The 16,094-nt window shown below is 58.7% G+C and carries 12 protein-coding genes and 1 tRNA gene; 10 read left to right on the top strand and 3 right to left on the bottom strand.

Features of this window, described 5'->3' with window-relative positions:
* Positions 1–438 precede the first annotated feature (438 nt).
* The 10 genes from AC3ITA_RS13800 to AC3ITA_RS13755 all read left to right on the top strand — a co-directional run bounded on the left by AC3ITA_RS13800 (position 439) and on the right by AC3ITA_RS13755 (position 12,599).
* The gene (locus AC3ITA_RS13800; RefSeq protein WP_489280646.1) at positions 439–1,476 is read left to right on the top strand and encodes a quaternary amine ABC transporter ATP-binding protein; all 1,038 of its coding nucleotides are present in this window, start codon (positions 439–441) and stop codon (positions 1,474–1,476) included.
* A 48-nt stretch (positions 1,477–1,524) separates the two neighbouring features.
* The gene (gene proW, locus AC3ITA_RS13795) at positions 1,525–2,490 is read left to right on the top strand and encodes a glycine betaine/L-proline ABC transporter permease ProW (protein WP_095942157.1); all 966 of its coding nucleotides are present in this window, start codon (positions 1,525–1,527) and stop codon (positions 2,488–2,490) included.
* A gap of 68 nt (positions 2,491–2,558) precedes the next feature.
* The gene (gene proX, locus AC3ITA_RS13790; protein WP_172435297.1) at positions 2,559–3,602 is read left to right on the top strand and encodes a glycine betaine/L-proline ABC transporter substrate-binding protein ProX; all 1,044 of its coding nucleotides are present in this window, start codon (positions 2,559–2,561) and stop codon (positions 3,600–3,602) included.
* 87 nt (positions 3,603–3,689) lie between these two features.
* Positions 3,690–5,039 carry an MmgE/PrpD family protein gene (locus AC3ITA_RS13785; RefSeq protein ID WP_414927611.1) on the top strand — a complete coding sequence of 450 codons (1,350 nt, stop codon included), beginning with the start codon at positions 3,690–3,692 and terminating at the stop codon, positions 5,037–5,039.
* Positions 5,040–5,087: 48 nt separating this feature from the next.
* On the top strand, positions 5,088–6,122 hold the full coding sequence (locus AC3ITA_RS13780) for a GlxA family transcriptional regulator (RefSeq protein ID WP_489280645.1): 1,035 nt from the start codon (positions 5,088–5,090) through the stop codon (positions 6,120–6,122).
* Between the two features lie 96 nt (positions 6,123–6,218).
* Positions 6,219–7,370: an MFS transporter gene (locus tag AC3ITA_RS13775; protein WP_489280644.1), complete on the top strand. Its 1,152-nt coding sequence runs from the start codon at positions 6,219–6,221 to the stop codon at positions 7,368–7,370.
* 243 nt (positions 7,371–7,613) lie between these two features.
* Positions 7,614–8,681: an alpha/beta fold hydrolase gene (locus AC3ITA_RS13770; RefSeq protein WP_489280642.1), complete on the top strand. Its 1,068-nt coding sequence runs from the start codon at positions 7,614–7,616 to the stop codon at positions 8,679–8,681.
* Positions 8,682–8,790: 109 nt separating this feature from the next.
* Positions 8,791–10,281, top strand: coding sequence for a DUF1254 domain-containing protein (locus AC3ITA_RS13765; RefSeq protein WP_095942162.1), 1,491 nt, complete (start codon positions 8,791–8,793; stop codon positions 10,279–10,281).
* A gap of 158 nt (positions 10,282–10,439) precedes the next feature.
* On the top strand, positions 10,440–11,093 hold the full coding sequence (locus tag AC3ITA_RS13760; protein ID WP_489280641.1) for a hydrolase: 654 nt from the start codon (positions 10,440–10,442) through the stop codon (positions 11,091–11,093).
* Positions 11,094–11,270: 177 nt separating this feature from the next.
* Entirely contained in the window at positions 11,271–12,599 is a 1,329-nt protein-coding gene (locus tag AC3ITA_RS13755) for an OprD family porin (RefSeq protein ID WP_489280639.1), read from the top strand.
* A gap of 8 nt (positions 12,600–12,607) precedes the next feature.
* On the opposite strand, the gene AC3ITA_RS13750 is transcribed toward AC3ITA_RS13755, so the two are convergent.
* From AC3ITA_RS13750 to selA, 3 genes are all read right to left on the bottom strand, one after another.
* Positions 12,608–12,703: transfer RNA gene (locus AC3ITA_RS13750), tRNA-Sec, on the bottom strand.
* 32 nt (positions 12,704–12,735) lie between these two features.
* Entirely contained in the window at positions 12,736–14,643 is a 1,908-nt protein-coding gene (selB, locus tag AC3ITA_RS13745) for a selenocysteine-specific translation elongation factor (protein ID WP_489280777.1), read from the bottom strand.
* Positions 14,640–16,070, bottom strand: coding sequence for an L-seryl-tRNA(Sec) selenium transferase (selA, locus tag AC3ITA_RS13740; protein ID WP_489280637.1), 1,431 nt, complete (start codon positions 16,068–16,070; stop codon positions 14,640–14,642). The genes selB and selA overlap by 4 nt, the downstream gene beginning before the upstream one ends.
* Between the last annotated feature and the right edge of the window lie 24 nt (positions 16,071–16,094).

Raw genomic sequence — 16,094 nt, 5'->3', positions numbered from 1 at the left:
TTGAATATCCGGTTCGGGGCCCTTTGAAGGGCCGTTAGGGACGAGATCGGCGGGAAGGTTCCACCTGGAGCCAATGCTGGAGCGTAGCTGAAACAAAGGGTCTAAGACAGGGCCAGGCGTACTCGTCTTCGCAACTAGCACTGCCGCAGTCGCAAATTGACTCGATTCAATAATTGATAACATGGCGTTATTGATTGGCGGGAAGAAATGTTGTTAGACGCTGACTCTATAAGGTAATAACTTGGTTCTCAAGGAACTGCTTAATTCAGCGCCGACAAAAACAAAAATAATAAACATCACATAATAAAGAGGATGGTCACTATGACTATTTCCCAATCTTTCTCCCAGCTTGACTGCCCCTACAAGCACCGTCTGAATTGATCAAGACACGTACACCTGAATTCTTGATCTTATGTCGTAATTGCAGCAGGAGGGATTATGAGTCTTGGTGACGAGATACTCTCGGTAAAAAACATTTACAAGGTCTTTGGTACTCAGCCAAAACTCGCGATGGAGATGCTGGCGCGCGGTGCTGATAAAAGTGAAATTTTCAGCAAAACCGGTCAAGTCGTTGGCGTTTTCGACGCCAGTTTCTCCGTAAAACGTGGAGAGATTTTTGTCATCATGGGGCTTTCCGGTTCCGGGAAATCGACGATGGTGCGCTTGTTCAATCGACTGATCGAGCCAACCTGCGGAACAATCCATCTCAACGGCCGGGAAATCACCGGTCTGTCGGATGCCGATCTCCTCAGCGTTCGTCGCAAAGACATGAGCATGGTGTTTCAGTCGTTTGCCCTGATGCCCCACATGAGTGTGATCGACAACGTTGCTTTCGGCCTGGAAATCTCGGGGGTCGAGGAAAGCGAACGGCATAAACGTGCACTCGAGGCACTTAAACAGGTGGGGCTCGATGGCCACGCCTACAGCTACCCGCACCAACTGTCCGGCGGTATGCAACAGCGGGTAGGCCTGGCCCGAGCGCTGGCCAACGACCCAGCCATCCTGCTGATGGACGAGGCCTTCTCGGCGCTCGACCCGTTGATTCGCCACGAAATGCAGGGCGAACTGATCCGCCTTCAGGCAGAACAGCATCGCACCATCATCTTCATCTCCCATGACATCGACGAGGCGATTCGCATCGGCCATCGCATAGCGATCATGGAGGGTGGCCGGGTCGTACAGATCGGTACCCCGCAAGAGCTGCTTTGCAACCCGGTGAACGATTACGTCAGGGCTTTCTTCAAAGGGTTCGATGCCTCGAAGATCCTGAAGGCTGGCGATGTTGCCAGGATTTGTGCAGAGCATCCGTACGCCGTGGATCAATCCACGCCTACGCTGCGCGACGATGTACTCCTGCAGGACGTCTTTCACATCGTCGCCGATGCAGTTAATCCAGTTGCCGTCCTGGATCGCCAGGGTGTGTTCAAAGGCACGATCTCCAAGAGCCTACTGCTTCAGACAATGAGCCGACACTAATAGTCTCTATTAGCTGGCTTGCCAGGCTCGGACATTCAGGTGATTAGCATGAACGAATTCAGTTTTCTCGACCCGTTCCAATCCATCAACATCCCTTTGGGCCAATGGGTAGAAATTGCCCTGAATTATCTGGTTCATAATTTCCGCGAGGTATTCCGCTCGATTAGATGGCCAATCGACCAGGTACTTAATGGTATTCAGTTCGGACTGTTGGCTATTCCTCCCTCGATATTCATTATTATCGCGACGCTCTTCGGCTGGCAGGTAGGAGGGAAAAAGATCGGAGTCCTTTGCCTCGTCACCCTCACCCTCTTGGGCGTGATCGGCGTATGGAGTGACGCCATGATCACCCTCGCGCTGGTGCTCACTTCACTGTTTTTCTGTGCCGTCATTGGCATACCGCTGGGTGTCCTGTGTGCCCGCAGTGACCGGCTGGAGATGCTTCTGCGGCCAGTGCTCGACGCCATGCAAACACTGCCTGCTTTTGTTTATCTGGTACCCGTGGTGATGCTGTTTGGCATCGGCAACGTACCGGGGGTCCTGGTCACGATCATCTTTTCGGTAGCGCCACTGGTCAGGCTCACCAATCTGGGAATTCGTCAGGTGCCGGAAGACAAGGTTGAGGCCGCCCGGGCTTTCGGATGTACCCCACGCCAGATGCTGAGGCGAGTTCAACTTCCTTTGGCTGCACCAACAATCATGGCGGGCTTGAATCAGGCATTGATGTTGTCACTGTCGATGGTGGTGATCGCATCGATGATTTCGGTTGGTGGGCTGGGGATGATGGTGCTTCGCGGGATTGGCCGCCTTGACATGGGCTTGGCAACCGTCGGTGGCCTGGGCCTGGTATTGCTGGCGATTTTCCTTGACCGCCTGACCCAGGCGATGGGCGAGCGCAGTAACAGAGCCACCAAAGGTGAGCACTGGTACCAGACCGGTCCGGCGGGTGTCATCTATCGCCTGAAGAGAAAAAACACGGTTACGAAAATGGAAGTCAGCCCCAAAGAAAGCTAACTGCGCTAAGCGGCGCGTCGTGAACCAAAAGAAATGCCAACTTAGTAATCCAGCCAAGGTAAACAATAATGAACTTCACAACAGTCGGAATAAAACAGAAATTCATTCACTCTGTGGCGCTTTTAGTACTGGCGGTTTCACCTGTTTTCGCATCGGCCGCCACCGCGCAGTTGCCTGGAAAAGGGGTGTCGATCACTCCCATTTTCCCGTCAATCGCCGAAGAGCGATTCCGCGGAGAAATTGCAATGGCGGGACTCAAGGAGTTGGGCTACGACGTTGAGACGCCCAAGGAAACCGAGTACTCCACCATGATGGTGGCGATTTCCAATGGCGACGCCGATTTCTCGGTACATCTGTGGGAGGAACTGCACAAATCTTTCTACCAGAAGGCCGGCGGCGATGAGACGATGGTGAAAACCGGCGACATTATGCCGGGCGTGTTGCAGGGCTACATGATTGACAAGAAAACGGCTGATGAACACCACATCACCTCTATAGAAGATTTACAGAAACCGGAAATCGCCAAACTGTTCGATGCCAATGGTGACGGTAAAGCTGACCTCACTGGTTGCAACCCTGGTTGGGGCTGTGAGCTCATCATTGCCCACCACATGAAAGCCTATGGCCTGGAAAAGAGCGTAACCAATAACCAGGGCTCCTACTTTGCGCTGATGGCCGACACCATCGCTCGTTATAAACAAGGCAAGCCAATTCTCTATTACACCTGGGTGCCTCAGTGGATCTCCGGTGTGCTGGTCGAAGGTAAGGATGTTGTCTGGCTGACCGTGCCGCGTACGGATCTTCCAGGCGGCAAAAACGATGTCAACACTACCTTCAATGGTAAAAACCTTGGTTTCGCGGTAGACAGTGTCAAAGCGGTGATCAACAAAGAGTTCGCCGAGAAAAATCCGGCGGCCGTGAAGTTCCTGTCGGAAATGCAGATCACTACCGACGATGAAAGCGCGCAAAATCTCAAAATGCACGATGGCGAAAAAAGTGCAGCTGACATTACCCGGCACGCCAAAGAATGGATCGCGGCTCATCGCGCGAAATACGACAGCTGGCTGGCAGACGCACGTGCCGCGGCAAATACCGCCACCGCAAAGAACTAGTCCCCTCTTATAAAGCTGCGTAAAAGGTTGTCCTTCACCGGGCAACTTTTTTATCCGTTTCGGCGTTCATCACTCGGGAATATTGAAATGCAGTTGTATTCATTCGTCCAGAATTTCAGTTACAAGGACGCGCCCCTGCATACACGCGAGTTGGTTAAAACTTGCCTGCTCGACATCATTGGCGTGGCCGCCGGAGCTCGCAATAATCAAACCAGTGTGATGCTCAAAACCTACGCTGACACTCACTACTCTGCCAACAAGCTGTCCAGCCGCCTTTGGTTCGACGGCAGAGCCGTACATCCACTGGGCGCCGCGTATGCCGGCGGTTTCTGCGTTGATAGCCTGGATGCACATGAAGGCCACTTCACCTCCAAGGGGCATGCGGGTGCAACCGTTGTCCCGGCCATTGTGGCATTGGTAGACGCGTATCGCAGTCAGGGCAAAGACATCAGCGGCGAAGAATTCCTCAGCGCACTGTGCATCGGTTACGAGACTGCCTTGCGGGCGGGCCAGGCATTGATGGCCACCGCCCCTGAATATCATGCCTCAGGCGCCTTTTCCGGGATCGGGGTCGTTTGCGCCGGAGCCCGCCTGCTGAAGCTTGATGAAACGACTTTCCGTCATGCGCTGGGTATCGCGGAATACTTCGGCCCGAGGTGCCCGATGATGCGCCTGGTGAGCTTTCCGACGATGTTGCGCGATGCCCACGGCGCCGGGGCGTATGCCGGACTGAACGCATTACTGATGGCACAGCTCGGTGTCACTGGCGCTCCAGCCGCCACCGTTGAACCTTTGGAGATTTCCACTTTCTGGCAGGACATCGGAACCCGTTGGGAGATCGACGAGCAATATTTCAAACCGTGGCCGGTATGTCGCTGGGCGCAACCGGCACTCACGGCCATGACCGATCTGATGCGAGCACATCCTGTCATCACTGCTGAGTTGATCGAGACCATCGATGTCGAGACATTTCACGAGTCTGTGTGCCTGCAGGGGCATTTTCCGAAGAATGCGGACGAGGCCCAATACGCGCTGGCATTCCCACTGGCCGCCTTGATCGTTCGTGGAAAGCTGGGCCCTGACGAAGTCACCGGGGACTCCATTCATGCGCCGGACATCCTGAATATCAGCGCGAAGATAACCCTTCATGAGGCGCCCGACCTGTCCGCCAGGTTCCCTGAGGAAATCCTCTCCCGCGTCACCGTCACCCTGAAAGACGGCACGCGTCTGACGAGCCCAACCGCGACGGCCAAGGGCGACCCCGGCAACCCTATGTCGAGTGCCGAACTCACGGCTAAATATCATTTGCTGGCGGATGACAGCCTGGGATCCGCGGTCAGCAACGCGATCAAGAGCAGTGTTGAAGCACTGCCTGAGAGCGGTGACTGCCGGTCATTCTTTGACTTGTTGCTGTCTGCGCCAAAAACCGCTGTCTAGATTGAGCAACGGTTTCGTAGCTATTGGTAAAGGTGTCAAAGAGGGCTTATGCCATTCGTATTCGAGAGCGTGCTTAAAGACAAGAACATGGGGTACTCCTGTACGGCGCAGAAACCAATAAAGCCGCCGGCGGTGACTCGTGTAGCGTTCGTGCTTTTGAACAATTTCTCGATGATGTCGTTCACCGGCGCTATCGATGCGCTGGTGACCGCCAACCTGATTAGCTCGACGCCGGCGTTTGAGGTGTTGACGGTCGGCATCAAGAACCGTCTTGTGATGAGCGATCTGGGAATCGCCATTTCAGCGGACCTGGAGTTATCCCAACTACCGGATCGCATCGACGTTCTCATTGTCGCGGGTGGTTTGCGAGTGAAGCTGATCAGCGACCCGCTGTTACGGCGCAAGCTACGTAACGTCGCCTCTCTTGGCGCGACCATGGGCGGTTTGTGGAATGGTGCGTTTTTTCTGGCGGAAGCTCAGTTGATGGACGGTGTCGAGTGTGCCTTCCATCCAGATGGGCGAGCGATGATGGAGGATGTTTTCCCCAAAGTCCTGGTCACTTGTCGGACTCACGTATTGGATAGAAACCGTATCACATGCGCCGGTGCCAGCAGTTCGTTACGCATGATGCTGGAGCTCATCACCTCTAAACAAGGCGTGTCGCTGACCCACGCTGTCGAGGAAATACTCGGTTGCGATCAAACCGCTGAAGTCTCCGGGATATCGACTGTCATCGTTGACACTGACCCCACCTTGCCACAAACCCTGAAGCTCGCTTTAGAACTGATGCAAAAGAACATCGAAGAGCCACTATCGATCGACGAACTGGCTGAATGTGTGAAAATTTCCCGACGACAATTGGAGCGGCGCTTCTGCCGTTTCGTGGGCGCCACGCCCACACGCTACTACCTTGAGCTGCGCTTGACTCGAGCACGACAGCTTATTCTGCAGAGCAATCGGCCGATCACCGATATCGCGATTGCGACCGGCTTCTGTAGTTTCGCCAACTTCCATATGCGCTTTCGTGACTTCTTTGGCGTAGCGCCAAGCAGTTATAGAGCGACGTATGAGCGCAGGCGCTGAGTTTCGAAGCCCGGGCACGAAAAAAACATACGAAACCCGCACTGTCCAAGCCGAGTAACCGGTGGCTGACATCATCGATAAGGATTACCGAGAATCATGAATGCTCCATCGTCGGTGTTGATAACCACGGCTAACCACAGCGAGCGGATGTCTACACGCATTGCCTTCCTCATCGCGGGCTTGCTCATGTCCGCTTGGGCGCCTCTGGTTCCATTGGTCAAGGCACGCGCCGGCCTGGACGATGGCGGCCTGGGGTTGCTGCTGCTTGGCCTTGGCGGTGGATCTATTGTGGCCATGCCCTTCGCCGGCTATCTCACTGCACACTATGGATGCCGACCGGTCGTAATCTGGGCGACGATTGTCTTGTGTGCCGTTCTTGCGCTGTTGAGCACCTTGACCTGGCTGCCGGGCTTGGTCATCGCTGTCATTATCTTCGGTGCCAGTATGGGCATGCTTGATTGCGCCATGAACATACAGTCCGTCATCGTCGAGAAAAACAGCGGGCAGGCGCTTCAGTCCGGCTTCCATGGCCTTTACAGCGTCGGAGGCATCGTGGGCGCCGGGGCCATGACCGCTTTATTGACCTTGGGGCTGGATCCACTGATTGCGGCGCTCTGTATCGTTGCCACCGTTTTGGGATCGCTTTACAAGGCCGCGCCTGCTTTGCTGACTTATGGCACTGAACGGGGTGGGCCATTGTTCGCGGTGCCCAGAGGTATCGTGCTGCTTTTAGGGACGCTCTGCTTCATCGTCTTCCTCACCGAAGGTGCAATGCTTGACTGGAGCGCAGTCTTCCTTGTCTCAAACCGAGGGTTAGAGCCGAGCATCGCCGGTTTGGGCTACGCATCCTTCGCCGCGGCGATGACGGTGGGCCGCCTGACGGGGGACGCCATCGTCAGCAAACTGGGCGGCGTACGCGTCGTTGCGCTTGGCGGGCTTTGCGCAGCCGCGGGCATGATCGTGTCGCTTGGAATCGATGGCTGGCCCGCGTCCTTGATCGGCTACGCCCTGGTCGGGGCTGGCTGCTCGAACATTGTCCCGGTGCTCTTTACCGCTGTAGGCCGGCAGCAACGTATGCCACAGGCGGTAGCCATCCCCGCTGTCATCTCGATGGGCTACGCGGGCATTCTGATCGGTCCCGTGTTTATTGGGGCGGTCGCCCATCTGAGCACCTTGTCGTTCGCTCTGGGCGGCCTGATTGTCTTCCTCGTTTTTGTCAGTGCAACAGCACGATTTCTTCGTAATTGACCCAATCGTTTCCGGCACGATTTCAGCATTGGCCATTGCGAATCGAACTCCTCGTCCAGAAAACCAGTCGGCCTTGGTGATCCGCTGTGTATCACAGTATGTCAGCGCGACACCTCGATACACAGACTTTCATCCGGCCGACGATCGGACACAGGCCAGATACGTTGCCACGCTTCAATGCATGCAAGGTATGAAGGGGCTCGCACGGAACCCCTGACCCATAGCTGGTAAAGGAGAGATCCCATGAAGATGGCACTGCGCAACAGCAACCCCGGCAAGACTCGCCGCCACTTGGTCGGTCCTTCGATCCTCGTACTGTCGCTATTCGGCGTGCTCGGCGCGGCCCACGCACAAACGGCCGTCACCGCGCAGCCCGCAGTGGCCCCTGCCGGTACCACCCAGGCGGCGCCCTCGCCGTTCGGCCCGCTCAAGCATGTCAACGCCGGATTGCTGGACGTGGCGTACGCCGAAACAGGCCCGGCCGATGGGCCGGTGGTGATCCTGCTGCACGGCTGGCCGTATGACATTCACAGCTATGACGAAGTCGCGCCCTTGCTGGCCGCCAAGGGTTATCGGGTGCTGATGCCCTATGCCCGTGGTTATGGCGATACGCATTTCCTGTCCGATAAAACCCTGCGCAATGGCCAACCGGCTGCGCTGGCCAGTGATGTCATCGATTTCATGGACGCCCTGAAAATCAAGCAAGCGGTGCTCGGTGGCTATGACTGGGGTTCGCGTTCGGCCGACATTGTCTCGGCGTTGTGGCCGGAGCGGGTCAAGGCACTGGTCTCGGTCAGCGGTTACCTGATCGGCAACCAGGCGGCCGGCAAGAACCCGCTGCCACCCAAGGCGGAATTGCAGTGGTGGTATCAGTTCTACTTCGCCACTGACCGTGGTCGCGCCGGTTACGAGAAGAACACCCACGACTTCGCCAAATTGATCTGGCAACTGGCTTCGCCGAAATGGGCGTTCGATGACGCCACCTTCGACCGCAGTGCCAAGGCCCTGGACAACCCCGACCATGTCGACATCACCGTGTTCAACTACCGATGGCGCCTGGGCCTGGTCCAGGGCGAGAGCCGATACGAAGCGCTGGAGCAGAAATTGGCCACGGCGCCGTCCATCAGCGTGCCGACCATTACCCTTGAAGGCGATGCCAACGGCGCACCGCACCCGGCGCCTGAAGACTATGCCAAGCGCTTCACCGGTAAATACGAATTCCGGCTGATCAATGGCGGCATCGGCCATAACCTGCCGCAGGAAGATCCGCAGGCATTCGCCAAGGCGGTGATTGATGCCGATCACCTCTGAGGTCGATCTGACGTCCTCACGCCTGCGTTGAGCAGCACCGGGGTAAAGATGAGCTATCTTGAGAATGAATCACCTGCATCAGGTGACTGCGAACAAGTAAGGACGCTTTATGAATCGTTTGCCCCGGCGCCATGCCCTCTTCGCCTTGACCTTTGCCAGTACGCTCACCGCCGCAGCCCTGTCGGGTACTCCGGGTTACGCGGCACAAGCCACTGTCGCCGCACCGGCCACCAGCCCTGTCTCAGGTCCTGTCGCCGGTACCAAAGTCACTGAGCCGTACGTACGCATGATGGCGCGCGAGGCGTATTTCTGGGCCTGGCCGATGGCCAACATCTTCAATCGTCGCCAGGCGTTCAAGAACCTGCCCGAACCTGGCTTGATGGGCGGCATCGTACCCGTGGCACCGATCAATCGGCTGTCGATGCTCAGCGACTACATCGACCCGGCCGAGCGCCTGGTAGCCTGTCCGAATCAGGACGTGGTGTACGGCGCCGGCAGCATTGCTCTGGACCTTGAGCCGGTGGTGCTGCAAGTGCCAGACTTCGACGGCCGCTTCTGGGTGTATCAGGTGGTGGACCTGCGTTCCGACAGCTTTGCCGAGCTGGGCAAAATGTATAACACCCAGCCAGGTTTCTATTTGCTGGTGGGCCCGGACTGGAACGGCAAGGTGCCGCCCGGCATCAAGCGGGTATACCGGGCACGCACGAACACCGGGTTCGTGATCCCTCGGGTATTCCAGGACGACACCGCCGCCGACCGCCTGGCCGTGCAGCCGGCATTGTCGGGCATCGACATGTACCCGCTGTCGCAGTACGACGGCAATATGAAAAAGCGCAACTGGGCCAGGCTGCCGAAATTCCCGGCTCAGGCTTCTGAAAGCAGCGCCGAAACCAAATGGGTGGTGCCGGAAAAGTTCTTCGACGAACTGCCGGCCTTGCTCAAGGACGCCAAGCCATTGCCGGGCGAAGAGGCCCGCTACGCGCAAATGGCCACCCTCGCGGCCATCGCCAAGGCCGACCCGCAACTGCGCGCTGCGATGATCGACGAGGCGAAAAAGGCCGACAAAGAAGTGATCGACCCGCTGTTGCAGTTCCGCAACTACGGCCTGCAATTGCCGAATCACTGGAGCACGGTAAGCAACGGTGCCGCGTTCGGCACCGACTATTTCACCCGTACCGCCGTCGCGCGCTCGAACATATTCGTCAATCAGCAGAAAGAGACCAAATACTTCTACCAGGATCTGGATGAGAACGGCCTGCGCCTCAACGGTCAGTACGGCTACAGCGTGACATTCGCCAAAGGCAAACTGCCGCCAGTCAAGGGGTTCTGGTCGCTGACGCTGTACAACGAACAGCACTTCTTCTCGCCGAACGAGCTCAAGCGTTACTCCATCGGCACCAAGAACAAATCCCTGCAAACCAACCCTGACGGCTCGCTGACCCTTTACGTGCAGAGCGAATCACCGGGCAAGGACAAGGAAAGCAACTGGCTGCCCTCACCCAAAGGCGCCGAGTTCTCGTTGTACATCCGCGCCTACTGGCCGCAAGCCGATGCCCTCGACGGCGACTGGACGCCACCGGCGGTGGTGAAAATGAACTGAGTGGAATTGGCATACACCCAATCCTTGCTCGCGATAGCAGTGTGACAATCAACGGAGGTGTTGAGTACCAGGCATCAAAGACAGCACACCGATTCAATATTCCCGGTTCGATCTACGTAACCATGACGTCCTCACTCCACTCCCGTAAGGACCCTGTCATGGCCATTGCAAAAGCAGTTCCCGGCAAAACCCTGCTGACTCCGACTGACCACACTCTGATCATGATCGACCACCAGTCGCAGATGTCCTTCGCGACCAAGTCGATCGATGCCGTCACCCTGCGCAACAACGCCGCACTGGTGGCCAAGGCAGCCCGCGGCTTCAAAGTCTCGACCATCCTCACCACCGTTGCCGAGAAGAGTTTTTCCGGGCCGATCTTCGACGAAATCAAAGCCGTGTTCCCGGAACACAACGTGATCGACCGCACCAGCATGAACACCTGGGAAGACGAGCGCATCGCCGTGGAAGTCAACGCCATCGGCAAACAGAAGATTGTCCTCGCCGGTCTGTGGACCTCGGTTTGCATCGTTGGCCCGGCATTGTCGGCGATTGACCAGGGTTTCGAGGTGTATGTGATTGCCGACGCCTGTGGCGACGTCAGCACCGAAGCCCATGAAATGGCCATGCAGCGCATGATCCAGATCGGCGCCCGGCCGATGACCGCGCTGCAATACCTGCTGGAACTGCAACGTGACTGGGCCCGCGGCGAAACCTATGACGAAACGGTGAAAACCTCGATTGCCAACGGCGGTGCCTACGGTCTGGGCCTGATCTACGCCAAGACTATGTTTGGTGCCTCGGAAGGCCATTAAGGTCCGTAAAAAAAAACAGTGACTGCAGGCGGACTCCCGTAGGAGCGAGCTTGCTCGCGATGGTCGTTAACGATAATGCGTGTTTACCGGCTGAACACGGCGCTATTGAGACCATCGCGAGCAAGCTCGCTCCTACAGTGAATCATCGCAGTCGCTCCCCCCTGTGGTGAGCCATTGATGACCCTCTTCCCGCAAGACTTCAGGGTGACGATTGCCCTGTGCTTCTGCCTGTTCGCCACCCACTCACTGGCCGATGAACCAGCACAAGGCGCAAAAGGCTTTCTCGACGGCGCGACCCTTGGCGTGCTCAGCCGAAACTTCTATCTGAACAGCGACTATCGATCCCCCTCGCCGACCGACAAGAGCTACAAGGCCGAATGGGCTCAAGGTTTCATCAGCTCATTTGAATCCGGTTTCACGCCGGGCACAGTTGGTTTCGGTCTCAATGCCCACGCCTTTGTGGGACTGAAGCTCGACGGCGGCAAAGGCCACTCCGGGACCGGTCTGCTGCCGGTGGACAGTGAAGGTCGTAGCGAAAGCAACTACTCCAGCGGTGGCGGCGCGATCAAGCTCAAGGCTTCGAACACCACGTTGGCGTTTGGTGAAATGGAGGTCGAAAGCCCGGTATTCGACACCGCAGACAAACGCCTGCAACCGGAGTACGCCACCGGTTTTCTGCTCGACAGCCGCGAAATCGCAGGCATGAACCTGCAAGCCGGCCACTTCACGGCATTCAAGAATCAGGACAGTGCGTCAGGCAAGGGCAACTTTTTCGGTTATGGCGCCAACACCGAGGCCGGCGGCATTTCGTTTGTCGGTGCCGATCTGTTTACCCAAAGCCCGGTTGGCGGCGCCCTGTATGCCTCGGAGCTGACCGACACCTGGCATCAGTACTACGGCAACTTGCACTTCAAGCAGTCCGAAGTGTTCCTCGACGCCAACCTCTATCACACCCGGGACACCGGCCAGGCGCTGGCCGGTGCCATCGACAATACGGCGTATAGCCTGTCCGGCAGATACACGATCGGCGCCCATGGTTTCACCCTGGCCTATCAGAAAATCAACGGTGACACGCCATTCGATTTCGTTGGTGGCGACTCCATCTACCTCGCCAACTCGATCAAGTACGCCGACTTCAACGGCGCCCACGAACGCTCCTGGCAGGTTCGTTATGACCTGGACCTGGCCACCTTCGGGATACCCGGCCTGAAGTTCATGACCCGCTACGTCACCGGCGACCAGATCGACGGCACCCATGCACCACAAGGCGGGGCCTACAACCCGTTCGACCCGGCGACCGGCACCTACGTGCCGCAACAAGGTGATGGCGGCAAGCACTGGGAGCGGGACATCGACCTGCATTACGTCGTGCAGTCCGGAGCGGCCAAGGGCTTGTCACTGCAACTGTCCCATGTGTCACACCGGGCCAACGCCGCCCAGGTCGGCGACGACATCGACCGGGTGTACGTGGTCATTCAGTACCCGTTGGACTTCGGGCCGTTCTGAACGGAAAGTGGCGGAAGGCAGCCGGAGTCGAACCTGCCCGGGAACGGATGCCGTCCCCAACCGGGTTTGAAGCCCGGCCGCGCCACCGGGCGCGATTGCCTTCCTTGAATGCTTGCCTCTGAATCATGCCCTTGAATCAGTGCTCATTGCGTTGGGCAAACGCACTGTCCAGGCGAATCTGGCGTCGATCACCAAAACGCCGGGTCAGGCCGATACGGTCGAAGCACTCCAGTATCTGGATGCTGCGCTTGCGCCCCAAGCCCACCGCATCTCGAAACGCCGTCACCTGGATCACCGGGTTGGCGTCCGCCAGTTGCAACAGCATAGCCGCCAATCGGCGAATCATGCTGTCGGTGTAGAACAGGTCGCGCACCACCTGGTGCATCAAGCCCAGGCGCGCCATTTTGCGCAGCAATGCGCGGACAGTTGCTTCGTCATGTCCCAGATTGCGCACCCAGGGCGGGTCGAATCCGGCCTGTTCGAATAGCGGCTGCAATTGTAGCCACAGGGCTTCATCCTCTTCGTTCAAGCGCACCTGATGCCCGGGCAGATGCAACCATGGTCCGCTGCTGGCGATGTCGCCGCTGGCCAACAACTCGTCGAGCAGGCTGATAAAGGTCGAACGCTCCAGCATGTTGCCGCTGAATCGACGCAGGCGGTCCCGGTCCGGGCCCATCTGATCCGGTTCGAGTTCATGGAAACGCGCGAGTTGCTCCACCAAAGGCGCTTTCAAGGATTCCCAGCGACTGGCGCTGAACAGCAATGGGCCTTGGCGGGTTTCGATCAGGCGCACGTCAGCGGGCAACACCCAACGGCTGCGCGGTCGGTTGAACTGCCGCTCCAGGCGCTGCGGATCGAGTCCGGTGTCGCTATGGGCCAGTAACGCCGGCAAAACATCTTCCAGCCCGGCACAGTTCGCCAGCGCCCCCAGTTGAGCCAGGCGTTCGGGGCTGCGGCGTTGCCGAGAAGGGGCAAACGGATCGAGAACCCGGCCGCCGCCCAGGGTTCGTTGGGCACTCTGGTCACGCAGGATTAGCGGATCACCCTTCACCGCATGTACCGCTGTATTGAGCAACAGTTGCGCAAACATCCGTCCACCGGGGGCCAGGCTGGTGCCTTCCAGCAAGGCGACGCGCCCGGTGACGTCCTGGGTGCCGAGGTGCACGTGCACCGGTTGAAAGTGCTCGAAGCCCCGGGGTTCGCTGGTCAGCAGTTGCATGTCGATGTCCAGGCGCTGGGTGGGCGCATACAGACCTTCGGCGAGTAGCCAGTGGCCGCGATGGATGTGTTCCAGGGCCAGCCGTTCGGCACTCAGGTTCAACGCCACGCGCTGGCCGGCAAAGGCATGCTCGGCGGCCTGGTTTTGCGCGTGCAGGCCGCGAATGCGCACCGGTTTGCCTTGTGGCCCCAGCAGCAGGGTATCGCCCACCGTGACCTGGCCGGACAACGCCGTGCCGGTCACCACGATACCGGTGCCGGCCACACTGAAGGCCCGGTCGATCGCCAGGCGAAAACCACCTTCGGTGCTGCGTTGCTGAACGTCACGCTGGGCTTGCAGCAATTGTTGACGCAGGTTTTCGATGCCCTCGCCGGTGACGCTCGACAGTGCAATCAGCGGCGCATCGGCATAGGGGCCGGGCGCCAGCAAGGTATGGATCTGCTCGCGCACGTCCTGTACCCGGGCGCTGTCGACCCGATCGCACTTGCTGATCGCTACCAGTGCCCGGGGGATGCCCAACAACTCGACTATCGCCAGGTGCTCGCGGGTCTGCGGCATCACCCCGTCATCGGCGGCCACCACCAGCAACACCAAATCGATGCCCTGCGCTCCGGCCAGCATGTTGTGGGTGAAGCGCTCATGGCCGGGAACGTCGATGAATCCGGTCAACTGCGCATCCGGCTCCAGTGCGGCATACAGATAGCCGAGGTCGATGGTCATGCCGCGCTCGCGCTCTTCGCGGCGCCGGTCACCCGCCTGACTGGTCAACGCCTGGAGCAGCGCCGTTTTGCCATGGTCGATGTGCCCCGCGGTGCCGACAATCACCCTGCCCGGCCCTCCACCTGTAATTGATTCAGTTGCGCCAGCCATGCCGGCTCGTCGTCCAGTTGCCGCAGGTCCAGCCACAGGGCGTCATCGTCGATGCGCCCCAGGACCGCAATCGGCAAGGCGCGAAAGGCCTCTTCCAGATTCAACAGGGCGCGCCCGCGCAAGCGCTTGGACGTCAGCGGGCGCAGACACAGCGCTGCGCTGGCCAGTCGTGCCACCGGCTGGCTGCCGCTGCCGATCATGCCCAGTGCCGGCATGGCGCTGACGCTCCAGCCATCACCCAGCACTTGGACCAGCACCGGCTGCAAACGCTCGGCCTGGGCGAGAATATCGGCCTGTGGCCGGGTCAGCAGGCGCAGGCTCGGCAAGCGTTCGGCGAGGCGATCAGGGTTTCGGTACAAACCCAACACAGCTTCCAGGGCGGCCAGGGTCATTTTGTCGACCCGCAGCGCACGCTTGAGCGGGTTTTTCTTGATCCTGGCAATCAAATCCTTGCGTCCGACAATCAACCCCGCTTGCGGGCCGCCGAGCAGTTTGTCGCCACTGAAGGTGACGATGTCCGCGCCATCGAGCAGGGCCTGACGCACCGTTGGCTCTGCCGGCAAACCCCAGCGGGTCAAGTCCAGCAGGCTGCCACTGCCAAGGTCTTCGAGCAGTGGCAAACCGTGCAGATGGGCCAGTTGCGCCAGTTCGGCGGTCGGCACGCTCGTGGTGAAACCTTGAATGCTGTAGTTGCTTGCATGCACGCGCATGATCAAGCCGCTGCGCGGGCCGATGGCCACCTCATAGTCACGGGCACGGGTACGGTTGGTGGTGCCGACTTCATGCAGCTTCACCCCGGCGCGGGCCATGATGTCGGGGATGCGGAAGGCGCCGCCGATTTCAATCAGTTCACCCCGGGAGATAATCCCTTCCTTGCGCGCGCCCAGGCTGTTGAGGGTCAAGAGCACCGCCGCGGCATTGTTGTTGACCACGGTCACCGCTTCGGCGCCGGTCAGCTCGCGGATCAAGCCTTCGATCAGGTTGTCGCGATCTCCACGCTTGCCGCTACGCAGGTCGAATTCGAGGTTGAGCGGATAGCGCGCGGCCATTTGCACCGCCTCGATCGCTTCCTCGGGCAACAGCGCCCGACCGAGGTTGGTGTGCAAGACCGTGCCGGTGAGGTTGAACACCCGGCGCACATGGCTGCGATGCTCGTTAGCCAATCGCTCGCCCACCCTGCCCGCCAGCACGTCGGTGCTGACTTCTGCAGGTTCGAGCAAACCCTGCCGCACCCCTTCGCGCAATTCATCCAGCAATAGCCGCAAGGCGCCCAGCAAGGCGTCACGCCCGTAGCGCTCGGCCAACGGTCGGCACGCCGGGTGACGCAACAGACTGTCGATGGAAGGTAGGCGCAGGGGTTGGCTGGCACTGCGAGCAGACATCTGGCGCTCCTGAAAACGAATGAC

The sequence above is a fragment of the Pseudomonas sp. GL_090 genome (assembly GCF_057837765.1).
This window is presented reverse-complemented; position numbering and strand designations above follow the sequence as displayed.

Bases quoted from the DNA above. Each gene is read 5' to 3' on its own strand.
- AC3ITA_RS13775 (WP_489280644.1), top strand. From the start codon at position 6,219: ATGAATGCTCCATCGTCGGTGTTGATAACCACGGCTAACCACAGCGAG.
- AC3ITA_RS13765 (WP_095942162.1), top strand. From the start codon at position 8,791: ATGAATCGTTTGCCCCGGCGCCATGCCCTCTTCGCCTTGACCTTTGCC.
- AC3ITA_RS13780 (WP_489280645.1), top strand. From the start codon at position 5,088: ATGCCATTCGTATTCGAGAGCGTGCTTAAAGACAAGAACATGGGGTAC.
- AC3ITA_RS13760 (WP_489280641.1), top strand. From the start codon at position 10,440: ATGGCCATTGCAAAAGCAGTTCCCGGCAAAACCCTGCTGACTCCGACT.
- AC3ITA_RS13785 (WP_414927611.1), top strand. From the start codon at position 3,690: ATGCAGTTGTATTCATTCGTCCAGAATTTCAGTTACAAGGACGCGCCC.
- proW (WP_095942157.1), top strand. From the start codon at position 1,525: ATGAACGAATTCAGTTTTCTCGACCCGTTCCAATCCATCAACATCCCT.
- proX (WP_172435297.1), top strand. From the start codon at position 2,559: ATGAACTTCACAACAGTCGGAATAAAACAGAAATTCATTCACTCTGTG.
- AC3ITA_RS13770 (WP_489280642.1), top strand. From the start codon at position 7,614: ATGAAGATGGCACTGCGCAACAGCAACCCCGGCAAGACTCGCCGCCAC.
- AC3ITA_RS13800 (WP_489280646.1), top strand. From the start codon at position 439: ATGAGTCTTGGTGACGAGATACTCTCGGTAAAAAACATTTACAAGGTC.
- selA (WP_489280637.1), bottom strand. From the start codon at position 16,070: ATGTCTGCTCGCAGTGCCAGCCAACCCCTGCGCCTACCTTCCATCGAC.
- AC3ITA_RS13755 (WP_489280639.1), top strand. From the start codon at position 11,271: ATGACCCTCTTCCCGCAAGACTTCAGGGTGACGATTGCCCTGTGCTTC.